19 protein-coding genes are annotated in these 19175 nt (G+C 74.8%); 10 read left to right on the top strand and 9 right to left on the bottom strand.

The annotated features are described in order from the left end of the window. Nucleotides 1-40 precede the first annotated feature (40 nt). On the top strand, nt 41-1351 hold the full coding sequence (locus FB558_RS31580) for an MFS transporter (protein WP_246106893.1): 1311 nt from the start codon (nt 41-43) through the stop codon (nt 1349-1351). Here the strand turns inward: FB558_RS31580 and FB558_RS31585 are convergent. Beyond that, the gene (locus tag FB558_RS31585; RefSeq protein WP_142059824.1) at nt 1299-2222 is read right to left on the bottom strand and encodes a DMT family transporter; all 924 of its coding nucleotides are present in this window, start codon (nt 2220-2222) and stop codon (nt 1299-1301) included. The genes FB558_RS31580 and FB558_RS31585 overlap by 53 nt on opposite strands. Nucleotides 2223-2330: 108 nt before the next feature. Here FB558_RS31585 and pdxR point away from each other — a divergent pair, with 108 nt between their 5' ends. Both pdxR and FB558_RS31595 read left to right on the top strand, forming a co-directional pair. Next, a complete protein-coding gene (pdxR, locus tag FB558_RS31590; protein ID WP_142059826.1) occupies nt 2331-3749 on the top strand; it encodes a MocR-like pyridoxine biosynthesis transcription factor PdxR in 1419 nt (472 codons plus the stop codon). A 227-nt stretch (nt 3750-3976) separates the two neighbouring features. After that, nucleotides 3977-4732, top strand: coding sequence for a DUF2382 domain-containing protein (locus FB558_RS31595; RefSeq protein WP_142059828.1), 756 nt, complete (start codon nt 3977-3979; stop codon nt 4730-4732). Between the two features lie 60 nt (nt 4733-4792). On the opposite strand, the gene FB558_RS31600 is transcribed toward FB558_RS31595, so the two are convergent. Next, the gene (locus FB558_RS31600) at nt 4793-5404 is read right to left on the bottom strand and encodes a GNAT family N-acetyltransferase (RefSeq protein WP_142059830.1); all 612 of its coding nucleotides are present in this window, start codon (nt 5402-5404) and stop codon (nt 4793-4795) included. 26 nt (nt 5405-5430) lie between these two features. Further along, a complete protein-coding gene (locus tag FB558_RS31605; RefSeq protein WP_211366992.1) occupies nt 5431-6762 on the bottom strand; it encodes an aminotransferase-like domain-containing protein in 1332 nt (443 codons plus the stop codon). 95 nt (nt 6763-6857) lie between these two features. On the opposite strand from FB558_RS31605, the gene FB558_RS31610 reads away from it, so the two are divergent. The 3 genes from FB558_RS31610 to FB558_RS31620 all read left to right on the top strand — a co-directional run bounded on the left by FB558_RS31610 (nt 6858) and on the right by FB558_RS31620 (nt 9397). After that, nucleotides 6858-7649, top strand: coding sequence for an alpha/beta fold hydrolase (locus tag FB558_RS31610; protein WP_142059835.1), 792 nt, complete (start codon nt 6858-6860; stop codon nt 7647-7649). A 78-nt stretch (nt 7650-7727) separates the two neighbouring features. Next, nucleotides 7728-8702 (top strand): permease, encoded by a 975-nt coding sequence (locus FB558_RS31615; RefSeq protein WP_246106894.1) that lies wholly within the window; start codon nt 7728-7730, stop codon nt 8700-8702. After that, nucleotides 8699-9397, top strand: coding sequence for a TIGR03943 family putative permease subunit (locus tag FB558_RS31620; RefSeq protein ID WP_142059839.1), 699 nt, complete (start codon nt 8699-8701; stop codon nt 9395-9397). The genes FB558_RS31615 and FB558_RS31620 overlap by 4 nt, the downstream gene beginning before the upstream one ends. 2 nt (nt 9398-9399) lie before the next feature. On the opposite strand, the gene FB558_RS31625 is transcribed toward FB558_RS31620, so the two are convergent. From FB558_RS31625 to FB558_RS31640, 4 genes are all read right to left on the bottom strand, one after another. Continuing rightward, on the bottom strand, nt 9400-10065 hold the full coding sequence (locus FB558_RS31625; protein WP_142059841.1) for a hypothetical protein: 666 nt from the start codon (nt 10063-10065) through the stop codon (nt 9400-9402). Beyond that, nucleotides 10062-10901, bottom strand: a complete 840-nt coding sequence (locus tag FB558_RS31630; RefSeq protein WP_246106895.1) for an ATP-binding cassette domain-containing protein — start codon at nt 10899-10901, stop codon at nt 10062-10064. The genes FB558_RS31625 and FB558_RS31630 overlap by 4 nt, the downstream gene beginning before the upstream one ends. Nucleotides 10902-10903: 2 nt before the next feature. After that, entirely contained in the window at nt 10904-11701 is a 798-nt protein-coding gene (locus tag FB558_RS31635) for an ANTAR domain-containing protein (RefSeq protein ID WP_142059842.1), read from the bottom strand. A gap of 75 nt (nt 11702-11776) precedes the next feature. Further along, nucleotides 11777-12391, bottom strand: a complete 615-nt coding sequence (locus FB558_RS31640; protein ID WP_246106896.1) for a DedA family protein — start codon at nt 12389-12391, stop codon at nt 11777-11779. A 71-nt stretch (nt 12392-12462) separates the two neighbouring features. On the opposite strand from FB558_RS31640, the gene FB558_RS31645 reads away from it, so the two are divergent. After that, complete coding sequence (locus FB558_RS31645) at nt 12463-13524, top strand: carboxylate-amine ligase (RefSeq protein WP_142059844.1); 1062 nt, start codon at nt 12463-12465, stop codon at nt 13522-13524. A 100-nt stretch (nt 13525-13624) separates the two neighbouring features. On the opposite strand, the gene FB558_RS31650 is transcribed toward FB558_RS31645, so the two are convergent. Beyond that, nucleotides 13625-15778, bottom strand: coding sequence for a 3-hydroxyacyl-CoA dehydrogenase NAD-binding domain-containing protein (locus FB558_RS31650; protein ID WP_142059846.1), 2154 nt, complete (start codon nt 15776-15778; stop codon nt 13625-13627). A gap of 16 nt (nt 15779-15794) precedes the next feature. Continuing rightward, entirely contained in the window at nt 15795-17018 is a 1224-nt protein-coding gene (locus FB558_RS31655) for an acetyl-CoA C-acetyltransferase (RefSeq protein ID WP_142059848.1), read from the bottom strand. A 92-nt stretch (nt 17019-17110) separates the two neighbouring features. Here FB558_RS31655 and FB558_RS31660 point away from each other — a divergent pair, with 92 nt between their 5' ends. Genes FB558_RS31660 through FB558_RS31670 form a run of 3 tightly spaced genes read left to right on the top strand, consistent with a single transcriptional unit; the run spans nt 17111 to nt 19076 of the window. Then, on the top strand, nt 17111-17842 hold the full coding sequence (locus FB558_RS31660) for a MerR family transcriptional regulator (protein WP_142059850.1): 732 nt from the start codon (nt 17111-17113) through the stop codon (nt 17840-17842). A 14-nt stretch (nt 17843-17856) separates the two neighbouring features. Further along, the gene (locus tag FB558_RS31665; protein WP_142059852.1) at nt 17857-18660 is read left to right on the top strand and encodes an alpha/beta hydrolase; all 804 of its coding nucleotides are present in this window, start codon (nt 17857-17859) and stop codon (nt 18658-18660) included. Further along, nucleotides 18657-19076 (top strand): acyl-CoA thioesterase, encoded by a 420-nt coding sequence (locus FB558_RS31670; protein ID WP_142059854.1) that lies wholly within the window; start codon nt 18657-18659, stop codon nt 19074-19076. The genes FB558_RS31665 and FB558_RS31670 overlap by 4 nt, the downstream gene beginning before the upstream one ends. Nucleotides 19077-19175: the final 99 nt, after the last annotated feature.

Raw genomic sequence — 19175 nt, forward strand, 5'->3', positions numbered from 1 at the left:
TCCATCGTGTGCGCAGCACAGCGCACGAGGAGGTGGGCGGGTGGACTCCGACCGGACGTCGAAGGTGGCCGCCGCGGAGGCGGGTTCCCGTCCCGACCAGTTGCGGCGGGTGGCGCTCGCGAGCGCCGTCGGCACGACGATCGAGTGGTACGACTACTTCATCTACTCCACGGCGGCCGCGCTCGTCTTCGGCTCGCAGTTCTTCACGACCCTCGAACCGGCGTCGGCCACGCTGGCCGCGTTCGCGACGCTCGGCGTCGGGTTCCTCGCGCGTCCGATCGGCGGGATCCTGTGGGGGCACTTCGGCGACCGCGTCGGCCGCAAGGCGATGCTGATCGCGTCGTTGCTGCTGATGGGCTTCGCGACGGTCGGCGTGGGCCTGCTGCCCACCTACGACCAGATCGGCATCCTCGCCCCCGTGCTGCTGCTGGTGCTGCGCCTGCTGCAGGGCCTGTCGGCAGGCGGCGAGTGGGGTGGTGCCGCGCTGATGGCCGTGGAGCACGCGCCTGCGGGCCGCCGCGGGTTGTACGGCTCGTACTCGCAGATCGGCGTGCCCGCCGGGCTGATCCTCGCCCAGCTCGTGTTCGTGGCCGTCGGGGTGCTCGACGACGAGCAGTTCCAGAGCTGGGGCTGGCGGCTGCCGTTCCTGTTCAGCATCGTGCTCGTGGGCGTCGGCCTGTTCATCCGGCTCCGCATCGAGGAGAGCCCGGTGTTCCAGGCCCTCAAGAGCGACCAGGTGCGCGCTCGCCTGCCCATGATCGACGTGATGCGCGAGCGCCCGCGCGAGCTGGTCATCGCGTCGGTCAGCTTCATCGCGAACACCGCGATCGGCTACGTCTTCCTCGCCTACCTGCTCTCCTACGGCACGTCGGTGCTGGACGTCGACCGCACGACGATGCTGATCGTGGTGATCATCGGCAGCGTCTCGTGGCTGATCAGCATCATGGTCTCGGCCCGGTGGTCGGACAGCGTCGGGCGCAAGCCGGTGTACCTCGTCGGCTCGGTGCTGCTGGTGGTGTGGCCGGTGCCGTTCTTCCTGCTGATCGACACCCGCTCGACGGCACTGATGATCCTCTCCGTGATCGTGCTGACGATCGGGCTGGGCGCCTCCTACGGGCCGCAGTCGGCGCTCTTCGCCGAGATGTTCGACGCCCGCTACCGCTACAGCGGGGCGTCGTTCTCCTACGCGGTCGGGGCGGTGCTCGGCGGCGGCTTCGCCCCGCTGATCGCCACCTGGCTGCAGAGCACCACCGGCACGTCGCTGTCGGTGTCGGCGTACATGGTGGTGGTCGCGGTGATCAGCCTGCTCGCCGTGATGGCGATCCGGGAGACGCGCCCGGCGCGGCGGTAGCCGCGCCGGGGCGCATCGCCGACCGCGGCGCCGTCGCCAGCACGGAACCGGCGAGGATCAGCGCGAACGACACCAGGATCGACGCCGTGAGCGGCTCGCCGAGCACCACCACGCCCGCGGTGACCGCCACGGCCGGGTTCACGTAGGTGAACACGAGCGCCCGCGAGGGCCCGACCTCGCGGATGAGCGCGAAGAACACGAGGAACGCCACCGCCGTGCAGACGACGCCGAGGCCGGCCAGCGCGGCGAGCACCGGGCCGTCGGGAACGGCGTCGGGCCAGGTGAGGACGGCGGGCGGGGCGTACACGAGCGCCGCGCCGCCGAGGCAGATCGCCGTCATGGGCAGCGCGGGCACGTCGGCCAGCCTGCGCGCGGCGATGATCGGCGCCGTCGCGTAGCACGCCGCCACCAGCAGCACCTCGACGATCGCCCACGGGCTCCCTCCGGACAGGGCGGGTGCGGCGAGCACGGCCACGCCCACGATCCCCACCGCGAGACCCGCCCAGCGCGCCGCGCCCAGCCGCTCCGCGTCCCCGGTCAGCCGGCCCACCAGCACGGCGAGGATCGGGGACGCCGCGATGAGCAGCCCGGTCATCGAGCTCGTGAGGTGCCGCTCCGCGTCGGACAGCAGCCCCCAGGGCACGATGATCTCGAGCGCCGCGAAGGCGGCCAGCGGACGCCAGCGCTCCCGCAGCCATGCGGGGCGACCGGCGCGCAGGGCCAGCGGCAGCAGGACCGCGGCCCCGATGGCGGTGCGCACGAACACCAGCACCGGGACCGACACGCCCTCCACGGCCACCTTGATCATCAGGTACGGCACGCCCCAGAGCAGCCCCATCAGGGCGAACAGCACCCAACCACGACCGCTCACGACCGACCTCCGCGTCCCGAACACCCTGCCCGCTCGCACGCTACGAGGCCGACCGGCCCTGTGTAAGGTCCAATTCCGGCCGATCCGAATGGGCCTTTGGAGGTCGGCGTGGAGTTCCACGTGACCCTCACCGGGCGCGGCGACCGGTCCGCGCAGATCTACCGGCAGCTGCTCGCCGCCGTGCTCGACGGCCGGCTGCGGCCCGGCGAACGGCTCCCGCCCACGCGCGAGCTGGCGCGGCGCCTCGGCGTCGCGCGCGGGACGGTGTCGGTGGCCTACGACCGGCTCACCGCGGAGGGATTCCTGCAGTCGAGCGTCGGCGCGGGGACGTTCGTCGGGGAGCACACCGGCGCCCGCACGGCCGTGCGGCGCGCGCCGACGGGGACGGCGGTTCGGCCCCGCCCGGTGTGGGACGGCGTGCCGGTCACCGGCGCGGCCGCCGCGCCGCGGTACGACTTCCGGGTGGGGGCACCCGACCCCGCGCTGTTCCCGCTGCAGGCCTGGCGCCGCCTGGTGACGCGGGAGCTGCGCCACGCGACCCTGCGCGGTTCCTACGCGGACCCGGCGGGCCACCCGCAGCTGCGGGCGGCCGTCGCCCGGCACGTCGGCGTCTCCCGTTCCGTGCGTGCGGAGGCCGGGGACGTCCTCGTCACCCAGGGCGCGCAGCAGGCGCTGGACCTCGTCGGCCGGGTCCTGGTCGAGCCCGGGACGCACGTGGCGGTGGAGGAGCCGGGCTACCCACCGGCGCGCAGGCTCTTCCGGTCGCTCGGCGCCCGCGTGACCGGCGTACCGGTCGACGACGAGGGGCTGGACGTCGCGGGCCTGCCCACCGGCGCCCGGCTGGTCTACGTCACGCCGTCGCACCAGTTCCCGCTCGGCACCCCGATGTCACTGGCCCGGCGCGCCGCCCTCCTCGACTGGGCCGAGCGCGCCGGCGCCGTCGTGGTCGAGGACGACTACGACAGCGAGTACCGGTACGGAGGCCGCCCGCTCGAGCCGTTGCAGAGCATCGACCGCTCCGGTCGCGTGGTCTACGTCGGGTCGTTCTCGAAGACCCTCCTGCCGATGCTGCGCGTCGGGTTCCTCGTGGCGCCGGCCTCCCTGCAGCCCGCGCTCCGGGCCGCGAAGCAGCTCACCGACTGGCACGGCGACCCGGTGACCCAGGGTGCGCTGGCCGCGTTCATCGGGGAGGGACTGCTCGCGCGCCACGTCCGCAAGGCCACGCGGGAGTACGCGGCCCGCCGCACCACCCTGCTGGCAGCGCTGCGGGAGCACCTCGCCGACCGGCTCGACCCCGTCCCCTCCGCCGCGGGCCTGCACCTGTGCGCCCGGCTCGCGTCCGGGACGCACGGCGACCTCGACGACGCGCTCCGGCGCGCCCGCGACCGCGGGGTCGGCGCCGAGTCGCTCGCCGGGTACTGCGCGGTGCGGCCGGTGCAGGACGGGCTGGTGCTCGGCCTCGGTGGGATCGCGACCGCCGACGTCGACGACGGGGTCCGCCTCCTCGCGGCCTGCCTCACCGGCTGACCGGACGACTCGACGTGGTCGCCCACGGCCCACCCGGGCCATCCACCGCCCGTCCCGACGACGGAGTCGTCACCTGCCGGAGCCACTGCCCACCCCGCGACCACACGTCCGGGTCGGCCCTGGGACCTGCGGTTTTCCCCTCTGCGGCAGCGTGCACACCTCGGACGTCCGCTCGTCGACGCTCCAGGACGAGACCGAGATCGAGGAACGCGAGAAGGGAGCCGATCATGGCGATCACCATCGACGACCCGGCCCGGCTCGAGGGCACGCAGGTCCGTGGCGGTGACGGCAGCAAGCTGGGCAGCGTCGAAGCCGTGTACTACGACAACGACACCGACCGCCCGGAGTGGGTCTCGGTGCGCAGCGGGCTCTTCGGCTCGCACGTGTCGATCATGCCGTTGCGGTCCGCGGACTACGACGGGAACGAGCTGCGGGTGCCCTACGACAAGGACGCGCTGAGGTCGGCGCCGCACCACGACCCCGGGCGCGAGCTGAGCCCGCGGGACGAGGACGACCTGTTCCGCCACTACGGGATGAGCCACGACGGCGACGCGCACCGCGAGGCCCGTGGCACCGCCCGTGACGGCGACGAGGCGATGACCCGCTCCGAGGAGCGGCTGCGCGTGGGCACCGAGACGCACGAGAGCGGCCGGGCCCGCCTGCGCAAGCGCGTGGTGACCGAGCACCAGCAGGTCGACGTGCCGGTGTCGCACGAGGAGGTGCGGGTCGAGCGGGAGCCGATCACCGACGCCAACCGCGACGCGGCGTACCGGGGACCGGAGATCACCGAGGACGAGCACGAGGTCACGCTGCACGAGGAGCGCCCGGTCGTGGGCACCGAGGCGGTGCCGGTGGAGCGGGTCCGGCTCGGGACCGAGCAGGTGCGCGACACCGAGCACGTGGGCCGCGACGTCCGGCACGAGGAGATCGACGTCGACGGGGACGGGACCGACGGGGACGGCACCGACCGCCGCCGTCGGTGACCGGTCCCGGTGCGGCCCCGTCCCGAGGGGGACGGGGCCGCGCCGGGCCGTGCGCGGGGGTCACGGTGGCGAGGTGTCGCGGACCAGGAACGCGACTCCCGGCAGGTCCGGCACCGCGGTCTCGCGGAAGCCGAGGCGGTCGTAGAACGCGCGTGCCCCGGTGTTGGCGCGGGCCATGGACAGGTGCACCCGCGCCACCCCGGCGGCGCGCAGCGCCCGCAGGAACTCGCCCATGAGGGCGCGCCCGTACCCGGCGCCCTGGTAGCCGGGGAGCAGGTCGATGTGCAGGTGCGCGGGGTGGTCGGCCACCTCGGGCACGAGCATCCGCTCGGGGCGGTGCAGCACGGCCGCGAGCTCGTCGTCGGGTGTGCGCGGCGGGTGCGGCGGGCGCGGGTAGCGGCCCTCCACGGACGGCAGCCACCCGCTGCGGAACCACGCGACGAAGGCCGCCGTGTCGGCCGTGCCGAGCACGTACCCCACGGCGCGGCCGCCGTCGTCGAGCACGAACGCCAGCTCCGGCTCGTGGTCGACGTAGGGCAGCGCGTAGGTGGCGGGCAGCAGGCCCGGGTCGGCGTACGCGGCGCTCGCGTCGCCTCCCGCGTCACCGGTCCGGACGCAGATGTCCGCCACGTCGGGCCGGTCGCCGGGTCGGTAGGGACGGATGATCGGCACCCGCACACGCTAGTGCTGGTGCCCGCTCACTCCGTCCCGTCGTGCCCTCCCGCTCCCCTGCCCAGCGCGGCCAGCACGTCCAGCGCCGCGGCGAGGGCGTCGAACGGCGGTGTGGCCAGCGCGAGCCGCACGGCGTTCGGCGCGTGCCCGGCGCCGGCCGCGAACGCGGCGGCGGGCGTGACGGCGATCCCCCGCCGCGCCGCCGCCGCCACGAACGTCTCCGCGCGCCACTGCTCGGGCAGCTCCCACCAGCAGTGGTAGGCGCACGGGTCGCGGCGCACGTCGAACCCGGCGAGGCGGTGCGCCACGAGCTCCTGGCGCCGCAGGGCGTCGGCCCGCTTGTCGCGCTGGATCCGCGCCACGATCCCGTCGGCCATCCACCGGGTCGCCGCCTCGAGCGGGAGGCTCTGCGCGGTCCAGCCCCCGGCGCGGATCGCGGCCCGCACCCGCTCGTGCCGGGCAGCAGGCGGGACGAGGAACCCGAGCGTGCAGCCCGGGGCGACGCGCTTGGACAGGCTGTCGACCACCACCGTCTGCTCGGGTGCGTACCACGCGAGCGGCGGCGGGCCGTCGCGCAGGAACGCGTTGATACGGTCCTCGACCACCGGCAGGTCCCGGTCGACGAGCACCCCGGCCACCTGCTCCCGCCTGCCCGCGGACATCGTGGTGCCCAGCGGGTTGTGCAGCGTCGGTTGCACGAACAGCGCGTCGAGCCGCCCGGCCTCCCGCAGCGCGTCGGGCCGCAGGCCGTCGGCGTCCACGGGCAGCGGTACCAGGTCCACCCCGAGCCGCGCGGCGATGGTGCGGGCCACCGGGTAGGTCAGCGCCTCGACGCCGAGCCTCCCGCCCACCGGGACGAGCGCGCCGACCGCCGCGGCGATGGCCTGCCGGCCGTTGCCGGTGAACAGGACCCGATCCGGGGGCGGCGCCCAGCCGTCGCACGCGAGGACCGCGGCGGCCGCCTCGCGGGCGGCCGCGGTCCCCGTCGCCACGCCCGCGGTGAGCCCGGCGCGCAGCGCGTCGGGCCGCAGGAGCCCGGACAGCGCGGGGGCGAGCAGCTCGGCCTGCCCGTCGAGCACGGGGAAGTTCAGCTCCAGGTCCACCGTCGGGGCCTGCGGGTGCTCGGCGAGGGCCGGGCCGGGCGCGGGCGGCGCGGCGCGGACGAACGTGCCGCGACCCACCTCGCCGGCCACGAGCCCGCGCCGGCCGAGCTCGGCGTAGGCGCGCGACGCGGTGGACACGGCGATCCCGCGGTCGCGGGCGAAGCGCCGCTGCGTGGGCAACCGGTCCCCGGCCCGGAGCCGGCCCGCCGCGATGTCGGCGGCCACGGCGTCGGCCAGCGCGCGGTAGTCCTCCACGATTGCTCCGAGTTCATTGTCGCTTTGGTGCGCCATTGATCCGAAGCTTTGTACCGCGCAGACTCGGAGCGGTCAACCCGAGAGGAGCCGCTGAGATGCGTACGATCGCGCTGGACCGGACCGTTCTGGCCTACGACGACGTCGGGCCGGACCACGGCGCGCCGCTGCTGCTGGTGCACGGGCACCCCTTCGACCGCTCCATGTGGGCGCCGCAGCTGCGCCGCTTCGGCGGCGAGCGCCGGGTGCTCGTCCCGGACCTGCGGGGCTACGGGGCCAGTCGCGGCGCCGTCGCGGAGTGGGCGGCCTTCGCCGACGACCTCGCGGCCCTGTTGGACGGCCTGCGCGTGCCGCGCGTAGTCGTCGCCGGGCTGTCGATGGGCGGGCAGATCGCCCTGGAGCTCTGGGCCCGCCACCCGCACCGGGTCGCGGGCCTGCTCCTCGCCGACACCACCGCGGCGGGCGAGACCGCGGTGTCGCGCGCGGCCCGCCGGGACCAGGCGGCGCGGCTGCTCCGCGAGGGGATGGACCCCTACGCCGTCGACGCCCTCTACCTGATGGTCAGCCCGGATGCGCCGCCCGCCGTGGCCTCGCACGTGCTGGAGATGATGCGGGCGGCCGATCCCGCAGGCGCCGCCGCGGCCCAGCGGGCCCGGGCCGACCGGCCCGACCGGCGCCCCGACCTGGCCGGGATCACCGTGCCGACGGTCGTGGTCGTGGGCGGCGAGGACACCTACACACCGGTGGCCGACGCGCGCAGGATCGCGGACGGGGTGCCGGGTGCGGAGCTCGTGGTGGTGGACGGGGCCGCCCACCTGCCGAACCTGGAGCGCCCGGACGCGTTCGACGCCGCCGTAGCCCGCCTCCTGGACCGCGTCGACGCCCCATGATCCGACGTATCGGGTGATCTTCGGGGCAGTTCTCCCGATCCGGCCCGCCGCGGCGCGGGCGCTGGCAGCATCCCGGTCGTGACCACCGCTGTCGCTCCCCGCATCACCTCGCTGCACGTCTTCTGCGCGGTGCTGGCGGTCGCGGTGCTCGCGCGGCCGCTGCTCACCGACGCGCTGGCGGTGCCGGTGCTGCAGACGGCGGCCACGGTGTTCGTCGCCGTCTGCGTGCAGGCGATCCCGTTCCTCGTGCTCGGGGTGCTGCTCTCCGGCGCGATCGCGGCGTTCGTCTCCCCCGCGGTGCTGCGCCGGGCCCTGCCCGCCCGGCCCGCGGCGGCCGTGCCGGTCGCCGGTGCGGCCGGGCTCGTGCTGCCCGGCTGCGAGTGCGCGTCCGTCCCCGTGGCGCGGCGGCTGATCGGCCAGGGCGTGCCCGACGCCGCCGCCCTCACGTTCCTGCTCGCCGCCCCGGCGATCAACCCGGTCGTGCTCGTGGCCACCGCCGTGGCCTTCCCCGGGGAGCCACGCATGGTGCTCGCCCGGCTCGCCGGCTCGCTCGCCACGGCGTGCGTCATGGGCTGGCTCTGGCAGCGGCTCGGACGGGCCGAGTGGATCGCCGAGCGCGCGCGGCGCGCGGCGCCGCAGACCCACGGCGGCGGTCGTCTCGGCGTGCTCGCCGAGACCGCGCGGCACGACCTGGTCACGGCAGGCGGTTTCCTCGTGCTCGGCGCGCTCGTCGCGGCGGCGCTGTCGGTGCTCGTCCCGCCGGCGTGGATGGAGGCGCTCGCCGGGCAGCTCCTGCTCGCGATCCTCGTGATGGCCGTGCTGGCCGTGGTGCTGGCCCTGTGCAGCGAAGCCGACGCGTTCGTCGCGGCCGCGCTGTCCACGCTCCCCCTGCTGCCCCGGCTGGTGTTCCTCGTCGTCGGGCCCGCCGTCGACGTCAAGCTGATCGCGCTGCAGGCCGGCACGTTCGGCCGCGCGTTCGCCGCCCGGTTCGCACCGCTGACGTTCGTGGTGGCCGTGCTGTGCGCGGTCGGCGCGGGCGTGGTGTTCCTGTGAGACGCGAGACCCAGCACGTCCTGCTCGTGCTGCTCGGCGGGGCGCTGCTGCGGATCGCGGCCGACGACACCTACCTGCGCTACGTCCGCCCCTCGCACCGGTGGCTGCTGCTCGGCGCGGGTGCGGTGATCGTGGTGCTCGCGGTCGTGGCGCTGCTGCGCGACCGGGCCCCGGCGCCCGACGCCCACCCGCACGGCGACCACGGCGGCGCCGAGCGCCATGCCCCGTGGCTGCTGCTCGCCCCCGTCCTGGTGATCGCGCTGGTGGCCCCGCCCGCGCTCGGCGCCGACGCCGTGGCCAGGGCGGGCCCGCGCAACGCGGTGGTGCAGGCCTCCGACGTGTTCGCGCCGCTCCCGCCGGGTGATCCGGTGGAGCTGGGCGTGGCCGAGTTCGTCGAGCGCGCCGTCTGGGACACCACCGGCACCCTGCACGGCCGGAAGGTGGTGCTCACCGGGTTCGCCGTGCGCCGCGGCGCGGCCACCGAGCTGGCCCGCATGACCATCGCCTGCTGCGCCGCCGACGCGCGCCCGAACCGCGTCCGGCTGGTCGGCGACGCGGGCGACCCGGCCCCGGACACCTGGCTGCGCGTGCGGGGCGTGCTGCAGGAGGGCAGCGCCGGACCGGACCAGGTCCCCGCGCTGGAGGTCCGGGGGGTCGAACAGGTCCCCGCACCGTCGGACCCGTACGAGTACTGAGCTCAGGCCTTGCGCACTTCCGACGCCCACGAGAGGACCGCCGCAGCCGCCGCGAGCGCCACTCCCAGTACCGCCTCCGCCACCGGGAGCCTGCCGGACACCAGCGCGTCCACGGCGGAACCCACCGGCGGCAGCCACGGCTGCACCGCCGTGGCCATGACGACCGCGGTCGCGAGGCAGAACGACCAGCCGATCCGCGCGACCACGGGCCGGGCGACGAGCAGGCCGACGGCCGTGCCCGCGGCGGCGCACGCGACGTGGGCGAGCGCGCCGGGCAGCAGCACCGCGGGCGGGTACGGGTAACGGCTCAGCGCCGCCGGCACCAGCACCGAGAGCGCGGCGAGGACGAGCCCCCCGGCCAGCGCCACGAGCAGGGTGGCGGCCGCGACGCGGGCCGGGCCGCCCGCCGCCGCGACGGTGACGCTGCGCTGCTCTGGCGCCTCGGCGTTCGCCACGACCACCGCGAGCCAGGCGGCACCCGGGTACACGGCCAGCGCCGACACCGCCCACGGCCCCGGCGGCGGCCCGGGGTCGCCGCCGAACAGCACCGCCAGCACCGCGCCGTGCACCACCACCGGGAGCAGGAAGCGCTGCGAGCGTCCGACGTCCGCCGCGAGGTAGCGGGCGACGGCGACCGTCCTGGCCAGCGCGGCCGTCGCGGCGGTCACGAGCACCGGTCCTCGCGCCGCACGTCGAGCACGGAGCAACCGCGCGCGAGCGCCGCGGCGAGCAGGCCGTCGCCCCGGTCGGCCGGCACCCGCACGGTGACCGACCCCGGCCCGAGCCACGACTCGTGCACGGCGGGCAGGCCGCGCAGGGTCTCGGCCGGATCGCCGGGGCAGCGCAGCTCGACGAGCGTGTGCGGGACCTGCCGCGGGGCCGCTGTCTCGCGCGCCAGCACGCCGCCCGCGAGCCGGAACACCGCGGCGTCGGGCAGCGCGGCGGCCCGACCCGTGTGGTCGGCCACCAGCAGGGCCGACCTCGCCGCCGCCGCGGCCAGCCGCCGGTCGAGGGCGGCCGCGGCGGCGGCGTCGAGCCCCGACCACGGCTCGTCCAGCACCAGCAGCCCGGCGCCGCACCCGAGCGCCTGTGCCAAGCCGACCTTCTGCACGTTGCCGGTGGACAGCTGCGCGACGGGCGCGTCCAGGTCCCCGCTGAACCCGAGGTCGTCCAGCAGCGTCCGGACCTCCCGCTCCGCGGCCGCGCGAGGGGCGCCGTGGACGGCCGCCAGGTGGCGCAGGTAGGCCCGCGCGGGCATCCGGGCGGACGCGGGAACCCGGCCCGGGAGGAACCCGACCACGCGCGGACGCCCCGTCACCCGGCCCACCGTGGGCGCGGCGGCCCCCGCCGCGATCCGCAGGAGCGTGGACTTCCCCGTGCCGTTGCCGCCGACCACCACGACCGGGGACGCAGGCGCGAGCTCCAGGTCGACCCCCGCCAGCACCTCCCCGCGGCGCCGGTAGGCCTTGCGCACCCCGGCGAGCCGCACCCGCTCGACCTCCACCCCTACAGCTCCGCGCGTCGCTCCACGAGCGTGGCCGCCACCCGGGTGAGCTTGACGTTGAGCGACTGCGAGGCCGCGCGCAGCACGTCGAAGGCCTCGTCAGCGGAGATCCGCCGCCGCTCCATGAGGATGCCCTTGGCCTGCCCGATGACGTCGCGGCTGCTCAGCGCCTCCCGCAGCTGCGCCGCCTCGAGCTCGGCCGCGGTGCACGCGGTGGTGGCCGCCAGGGCCGTGGCCGCGTGCGCCGCCAGCACGAGCGCGATGTCGCGGTCGACCTCGTCGAGCCCGCCGACCTCGTGCGAGTAGATGTTGAGCGCCCCCATGCGCGGCGCGTCACCCCCGTGCGGGAACAACCCCACGGCCAGCACGCTGTGCACGCCCAGCGCCGCCGCGGCGCGCCCGAACCGGGGGTACTCGCCGTGCCGGCCCAGGTCCGCGGAGAAGGTGAGGCCGAGGCCCGCGGTGCGGGTGGCCTCCACGCAGGGGCCCTCGTCGAGCCGGTACTGCAGCTCGTCGAGCCGCGTGGCGAGCTCGTCGGTCTCGACGGGCGTGGTGAACCCGGCGGGCGAGCGCAACGTGATGCTCACGAGATCCGCTCCCGGCACGGCCCGCCGGGCGACCTCCACGACCCGGAGCAGCACGCCCCGCACCGTCGACTCCCCGGCCAGGGCCTGCGCCAGCCGGACGAACTCACCCGCCAGCGGTCCGGTCGCGGCCGCGAGGTCCGCCGGGTCGTCGGACCCCGGCAGGCCGAGCCCGAACTGCAGCCTGTCCTCGGCCCACTCCTGCTCCGTCGTCACGTCCACCTTCTCGATTCGGCCCCGACCGTGTGAAAGCTTCGCGCACGCCGGCCGCGACAGCACAACCGGTGCCGGTCAGCCCGCGGTCCGCGCCTTCCGCGCCCGGACGCGACGCACGGCGAGGACGACGAGACCGATCACGACCAGCCCGACCACCACGTAGCTGACGGGGCCGATCCAGCTCTCCACCTGCGCCCAGTTCTCGCCGAGCACCCAACCGAGCGCGATGAACGCGGCGTTCCAGACACCGCTGCCGACCGTGGTGAGCACGAGGAAGCGCGGCAGCGGCATGCCGGAGATCCCGGCCGGGATGGAGACGACGCTGCGCAGGAACGGGACGCAGCGGGCGAGCAGCACGACCTTGCCGCCGTGCCGGTCGAAGACCGCGTCGCCGCGTTCCAGGTCCTTCTGGCTGACGAACACGAACCACCGGTGCCCGGCCAGCCGGTGCAACCGGTCGTAGCCCAGCCACGCGCCGAGGCCGTAGAGCAGCAGGGCGCCCAGCACCGAGCCGGCGGTGGCGGCGGGCCAGACGGCCAGCACGTTCAGGCTGCCGGTGCGCGCGCGGAACCCGGCGAGCGGGAGGATCACCTCCGAGGGGATCGGCGGGATCACGTTCTCCAGCAGGATGAGCAACCCGACACCGAGCGCTCCGAGCCGGTCGACGATCGAGAACACCCAGTCGGCCACGGGTCCAGGTTGCCCGAGTCGGGCGACACCAACCAGCGCGTCGCGACGGTCCGGTTCGGGTACCTCGTCGCGTGACCGTACGGACGCTGGGCGTCGAAGAGGAGTTCCTGCTGGTCGACCGGCGAACGGGCCGGCCGAGGGCGGTGGGGCAGGCGGTGCTCGCGGCCGCGGACGAGCTGACCGGGGAGCTGCAGCAGGAGCAGGTCGAGACGGGGACGAGGCCGTGCCACACCCTCGACGAGCTGTCCGCGCAGGTGCGCGCCGCCCGGCACACGGCGGCGACGGCCGCGGCGGGCGCGGGCGTCGCGCTCGCGCCACTGGCCACGTCACCGCTGCCGGTCGAGCCGACCATCACCCCGTCGCGCCGCTACGCCGAGATGGCCCGCAGGTTCGGGCTCACCGTCGACGAGGAGCTCACCTGCGGCTGCCACGTGCACGTGGCGGTCGACTCCCCCGACGAGGGCGTCGCCGTGATCGACCGGATCCGCCCGTGGCTCGCCCCGCTGGCCGCCCTGTCGACCAACTCGCCGTTCTGGGGTGGGGAGGACTCCGGCTATCGCAGCTACCGCACCCAGGTCTGGCAGCGCTGGCCGTCCGCGGGGCCGTACGCCCCGTTCGGCTCGGCCGAGAGGTACCGCGCGTTCGTCGACGCCGCGCTGGGCACCGACACCCTGCTCGACGAGGGCATGGTCTACCTCGACGCCCGCTTGTCGTGCCGGCACCCGACCGTGGAGGTGCGGGTGGCCGACGTCTGCCTCGAGCCCGACGACGCCGTGCTGGTGGCCGCGCTCGTCCGGGGGCTCGTGCAGACCGCCGCCGACGCCCGCGACACCGCCCCGGACCCGGTGCGCACCGAGCTGCTGCGGCTCGCGGCGTGGCGGGCGAGCCGCACCGGCATGGAGGGCGAGCTGCTCGATCCCCGGACCTGGCGCCCGGCCAAGGCCCCCGAGGTGCTCGACGCCCTCGTCGCCCACGTCACCCCGGCCCTGGAGGAGGCGGGCGACCTGCGCGTGGTGCGCGAGCTGCTCGACGCGGTGGTGTACCGGGGCACCGGTGCCCGGCGCCAGCGCGAGGTGCTGTGCCGGACGGGCGACCTGGCCGCGGTCGTCCGGGACGCGGTACACGAGCCCTGAGCCCGACACGCGCGGGTCGTGCACCGGCGCGTTCCGCGGAACGCGGGGCGAGCAGCACGTGCGCGCGGCCGCGGGGACCCTCACGTGCGGCTCACACGCGTCACGCCGCCTCCGCCGCGCGGCTCCGGAGGCTCTCCGGCACCGTGAAGCGGCTGCCGTACTTGCCGGCCAGCTCGTCGGCGCGGGCGACGAAGCCCGCCACCCCGCCGGGGTAGCCCTCGACGTACTGCACGACGCCGCCGGTCCAGGCCGGGAAGCCGATGCCGAAGATCGAGCCGATGTTGGCGTCCGCGTCGGTGGTGAGCACGCCCTCGTCGAAGCACTTCTGCGTCTCGATGGCCTCGACGAACAGCATCCGCTCGGAGAGCTCGTGCAGGTCCACGTCGTGGTTCGTGGCGCCCAGCTCCGTGCGCAGGCCCGGCCACAGCCGGGTCCGCCTGCCGTCGGCGTAGTCGTAGAAGCCCGCGCCGCCCGACTTGCCGGGCCGGCCTGCCTCGACCAGCCGGTCGAGGACCTGCTCCGCCGGGTGCGGGTCCCACGTGCCACCGGCCGCCTGCACGGCGGCCTTCGACTCGTTGCGGATCTTCTGCGGCAGCGTGAGCGTCAGCTCGTCCATCAGCTGCAGCACCGGCGCCGGGTAACCCGCCTGCGCCGAGGCCTGCTCGATCGTCTGCGGGTCGATGCCCTCGGCGAGCATCGCGACGCCCTCGTTGAGGAAGGTACCGATCACGCGGCTGGTGAAGAACCCGCGGCTGTCGTTCACGACGATCGGGGTCTTCTTGATCCCCAGCGTCACGTCGAACGCCTTGGCCAGCGCGGCGTCCGAGGTCTGCTCACCGCGGATGATCTCGACGAGCGGCATCTTGTCGACCGGCGAGAAGAAGTGCAGGCCGATGAAGTCGGCCGGGCGGTCGACGCCCTTCGCGAGCTCGGTGATCGGCAGCGTCGAGGTGTTGGAGCACAGCAGCGCATCCGGTGCGAGGTGCGGCGCGGCCTCCTGGAACACCCGGTGCTTGAGCTCGACGGACTCGAACACCGCCTCGATGACGATGTCGCAGCCGGCCAGGTCGGCGTAGGAGTCGGTGGGCGTGATCCGGGCGAGCAGCGCGTCGCCCTTCTCCTGCGTGGTCCTGCCCCGCTCGACGCCCTTCGCGACCAGGCCCTCCGAGTAGGCCTTGCCCTTCTGCGCCGCCTCCGGCGAGACGTCCTTGAGCACGACGTCCCAGCCCGCGAGGGCGCAGACGTAGGCGATGCCCGCGCCCATCATCCCGGCGCCGAGCACGGCGACCTTGGTGGGCTGCCACTTCTCGTAGCCGTCCGGGCGCGACTTGCCGCCGTTGATGGCCTGCAGGTCGTAGAAGAACGCCTTGGTCATGTTCTTCGAGACCTGGCCGGTGACCAGCTCGGTGAAGTAGCGCGCCTCGATGCGGAAGGCGGTCTCGATGTCGACCTGCGTGCCCTCGACGGCCGCCGCGAGGATGTTGCGGGGCGCGGGCATCGGGGCGCCCTTGAGCTGCTTGCGCAGGTTGGCCGGGAAGGCGGGCAGGACCGAGGCGAGCTTCGGGTTCGACGGCGTGCCGCCGGGGATCTTGTAGCCGGGCTGGTCCCACGGCTGCTTCGCGTCGGGGTTGGCGGCGATCCAGGCCCGCGCCTTGTCGAGCATCTCCTCGGGCGTCGCCGCCAGCTCGTCGATGATCCCGATCTCCAGCGCCTTGGCCGGCTTGTGCCGCTGGCCCTGCACGAGCACGTTCATCACGGCGTTCGCGATGCCGAGCATGCGGACCGTGCGCACCACGCCGCCGCCGCCGGGAAGCAGGCCCAGCGTCACCTCGGGCAGCCCGTAGACCACGCCCTTGGCGTCGAGCCCGATCCGGTGGTGGCAGGCGAGCCCGATCTCCAGGCCCCCGCCGAGCGCGGTGCCGCCCATGGCCGCGACGACCGGACGCCCGAGCGTCTCCAGCTTCCGGAACTGCCGCTTCACGACCGCCGTCTGCTCCATGTAGGCGGGCGCGTCCGCAGCGGTCGCCGTGCTCATGGCGTCGAGGTCGCCGCCCGCGAAGAAGGTCTTCTTCGCGGACGTGACGATCACGCCGGTGATGTTCTCCTTGTCGGCCACCAGCGCGTCGACGCACTCGTCCATGGCCGCGACGTAGCGCTCGTTCATCGTGTTGGCGCTGCGGCCGGGGTCGTCGAGGGTGACGACGACGATCCCGTCCTCGCCCTTCTCCCAGCGGACGGCCTTCTGCTCAGTCACGTTCGGAGTCCCTTTCTCAGGAGAGGCGCTCGACGACGGTGGCGATGCCCATGCCGCCGCCGACGCAGAGCGTGGCGACGCCGAAGCGCTGGTCGCGGCGCTCCAGCTCGTCGATCAGGGTGCCGAGGATCATGGCGCCGGTCGCGCCCAGCGGGTGGCCCATGGCGATCGCGCCGCCGTTCACGTTGACCTTGTCGTGCGGCACGCCCATGTCCTTCATGAACCGCAGGACGACGGCGGCGAAGGCCTCGTTCATCTCGAACAGGTCGATCTGGTCTGCGGTCATCCCGGCGCGGTCGAGCGCCTTGCGGGTGGCCGGCGCGGGGCCGGTCAGCATGATCGTCGGATCTGCGCCGGAGAGCGCGGTGGAGACGATCCGGGCGCGCGGGGTGAGGCCCGCCGCCTTCCCCGCCGCCTCGGTGCCCAGCAGCACGAGCGCGGCGCCGTCGACGATGCCGGAGGAGTTGCCCGCGGTGTGCACGTGGTCGATCGCCTCGACCCAGTGGTAGCGCTGCAGGGCCACGGCGTCGAAGCCGCCATGGTCGCCGATCATCGCGAACGACGGCTGCAGGCCACCGAGCGCCTCCAGCGTGGTGCCGGCGCGGACGTGCTCGTCGCGGTCGAGCACGGTCAGGCCGTTGCGGTCCTTCACCGGCACGACCGAGCGGGCGAAGTACCCGTTGGCCCACGCCTTGGCCGCACGGGTCTGGGACTCCAGCGCGTAGGCGTCGACGTCGTCGCGGCCCCAGCCCTCGAGCGTGGCGATGAGGTCGGCGCCGATGCCCTGCGGCACGAAGCCGGTCTCGTAGGAGGTCTCCGGGTCCATCGCCCACGCGCCGCCGTCGGAGCCCATCGGCACCCGTGACATGGCCTCGACGCCGCCGGCGAGCACGAAGTCGGCCATGCCGGCCCGCACCTGGTGGGCGGCGTTGTTCACCGCGTCCAGGCCGGAGGCGCAGAAGCGGTTGAGCTGCACGCCCGCGGTCGTCTCCGGGAGACCGGCGAGGATCGCGGCCGTCTTGGCGATGTCGCCGCCCTGGTCGCCGATCGGCGACACGACGCCGAGCACGACGTCGTCGATCGCCGCGGGGTCCAGCTCGGGGAACCGGTTGCGCAGCTCGTGGATCAACCCCACGACCAGCGAGACCGGCTTGACCTCGTAGAGCGAGCCGGAGGCCTTGCCCCGGCCACGCGGCGTGCGGACGGCGTCGTAGACGAACGCCTCAGGGATCTCAGGCATGGACAAGCCTCTCCTCGACGACCGGGTGAACCCCTCCGCTTTGCTACAGCAGCACTGTCACATAGGTCAAGGCATCCCGTAATCTGCCGCTCATGGCGGCACCATCGCCACCCGACCAGGGTGAGCTCCTGACGATCGACCAGCTCGCCGACCGCACCGGCATCACGGTGCGCAACATCCGGTACTACTCGGGACGCGGCCTGCTCCCGCCGCCGCAGCTGCGCGGCCGCACCGGGCTCTACGGCCCCGACCACCTGGCCCGCCTCGAGCTGGTCAGCGAGCTGTCGGCGCTCGGGTTCACGCTGTCGGCGATCGAGGGCCACCTGGAGCGGCTGCCCGCCGACGCGGGCCACGAGACGCTGGCGCTGCAGCGCGCGCTGCTCACGCCGTGGGTGCCCGAGGAGATCGAGGAGGTCGACCGCGCGGAGCTCGAGCGGCGCGCCGGCCGCACGCTCTCCGCGGACGACCTCGACGCCCTGCAGAGCCTCGGCGCGGTGACCCACCTGGACGGCGACCGCGTCCAGCTGCACGGCTCCGCCCCGCTCTCCAGCGCGCTCGCCGCGATCGACTCGGGCCTGCCCAGCGACGTGTGGCGGCGTGCGCACGAGCTGATCGAGAAGCACACCACCGCGCTCGCCGACGACCTCATGGCGATGTTCCAGGCCGAGGTGCTGCAGCCCTACCGTGATCGCGGCCGCCCGCCGGAGGAGCGGCACCGGCTCGCCACCGCGCTGTCGCAGCTCAAGCCGGTGACGGTGCTCGGTGTGGTCACGGCGTTCGGCCGCGCGGTGAACCGGACGATCCGGGAACGGATCAGCGACTGAGGAGAGGGGATCGGATGGCCGACTCGCAGGAGTGGACCTACCCGGGGCACGCGGGCGAGCTCACCGCCCGCACCTGGGCCGGGTCGCAGCGGCGCTACGTCGCGCTGCTCTGCCACGGCTACGGCGAGCACATCGGCCGCTACGAGCACGTGGCCGACACCCTGGTGCGCCACGGCGCGGTCGTGCACGGCGTCGACCACGTCGGCCACGGGCGCAGCACGGGCGAGCGCGTGCTGATCGGGGACTACGAGCAGGTCGTCGCCGACTTCCACGAGCTCGCCGCGCGCACCCGCGAGCCGGAGCTGCCCACCGTCCTGGTCGGGCACTCGATGGGCGGCATGATCGCGGCGCGCTACGCCCAGCGGTACGGCGACGAGCTGGCCGCACTCGTGCTGTCCGGTCCCGTGCTGGGGCGCTGGGACTCCGCGACGTCCCTGCTCGCGCTCGACGAGATCCCCGACACCCCGATCGACCCGGACACGCTCTCCCGCGACCCGGCCGTCGGCGCCGCCTACGCCGCCGATCCGCTGGTCTGGCACGGCCGGTTCGCCCGCACCACCCTCGAGGCGCTCGCCGCCTGCCTCGACCGGATCCGTGCCGAAGGCAGGCTCCCCGACGCGCTGCCCACGTTGTGGATGCACGGTGGGGACGACCGGCTGGTGCCCGTCGACGGCACGCGGGAGGGCATCGAGGCGCTGCGCGGAGCCCGGTTCGAGGAACATGTCCTGCCCGGCGCCCGCCACGAGATCTTCAACGAGACCACCAGCGACGAGGTCCTGGCCGAGGTCACCGCGTTCGTCTCCCGGGCTCTGTCGTGAGCGATGTCTTCACCCACCCCCTCTCCGTCCGCTACCTCGAGGTCGACGCGCAGGGTGTCGTGTTCAACGCCTGGTACCTGGCGTACTTCGACGACGCGATGAGCGCGTTCCTGGAGGCCAGGGGGCTGCCGTACAAGGCGATGCTCGCCGCGGGCTACGACGTGCAGCTGGTGCGCTCGGAGATCGACTGGAAGGCCGGGCTGCGCTGGCAGGACGCGGCCGAGGTGGCCGTGTCGACCGCGCGGATCGGGCGCACCAGCTTCGCGCTGGACTTCGAGGTGCGCCGCGACGGCCACGAGGTGACGTGCGCAGGCCGCACGGTCTACGTGGTGATCGCGGCGGACGGCACGGGCAAACGGGAGATCCCGCCGATCATCGCCGACGCACTGGGCGAGCCGGCCCCGCTGATGGCCTGATCGTCCCGATCGGATCAGCCGCGCTTCCCGTACCCGCTCCACGCTCCGCGGCGGCCGGCGCGCCCGGACACGACCGAGTGGAGCTACGCTCGGTGGTCG

This window comes from Pseudonocardia kunmingensis, assembly GCF_006716445.1.
GTDB lineage: Bacteria > Actinomycetota > Actinomycetes > Mycobacteriales > Pseudonocardiaceae > Pseudonocardia > Pseudonocardia kunmingensis.

Coding starts and splice junctions, on each gene's coding strand:
- FB558_RS31595 (WP_142059828.1), top strand. CDS start 3,977: ATGGCGATCACCATCGACGACCCGGCCCGGCTCGAGGGCACGCAGGTC.
- FB558_RS31610 (WP_142059835.1), top strand. CDS start 6,858: ATGCGTACGATCGCGCTGGACCGGACCGTTCTGGCCTACGACGACGTC.
- FB558_RS31655 (WP_142059848.1), bottom strand. CDS start 17,018: ATGCCTGAGATCCCTGAGGCGTTCGTCTACGACGCCGTCCGCACGCCG.
- FB558_RS31660 (WP_142059850.1), top strand. CDS start 17,111: ATGGCGGCACCATCGCCACCCGACCAGGGTGAGCTCCTGACGATCGAC.
- FB558_RS31665 (WP_142059852.1), top strand. CDS start 17,857: ATGGCCGACTCGCAGGAGTGGACCTACCCGGGGCACGCGGGCGAGCTC.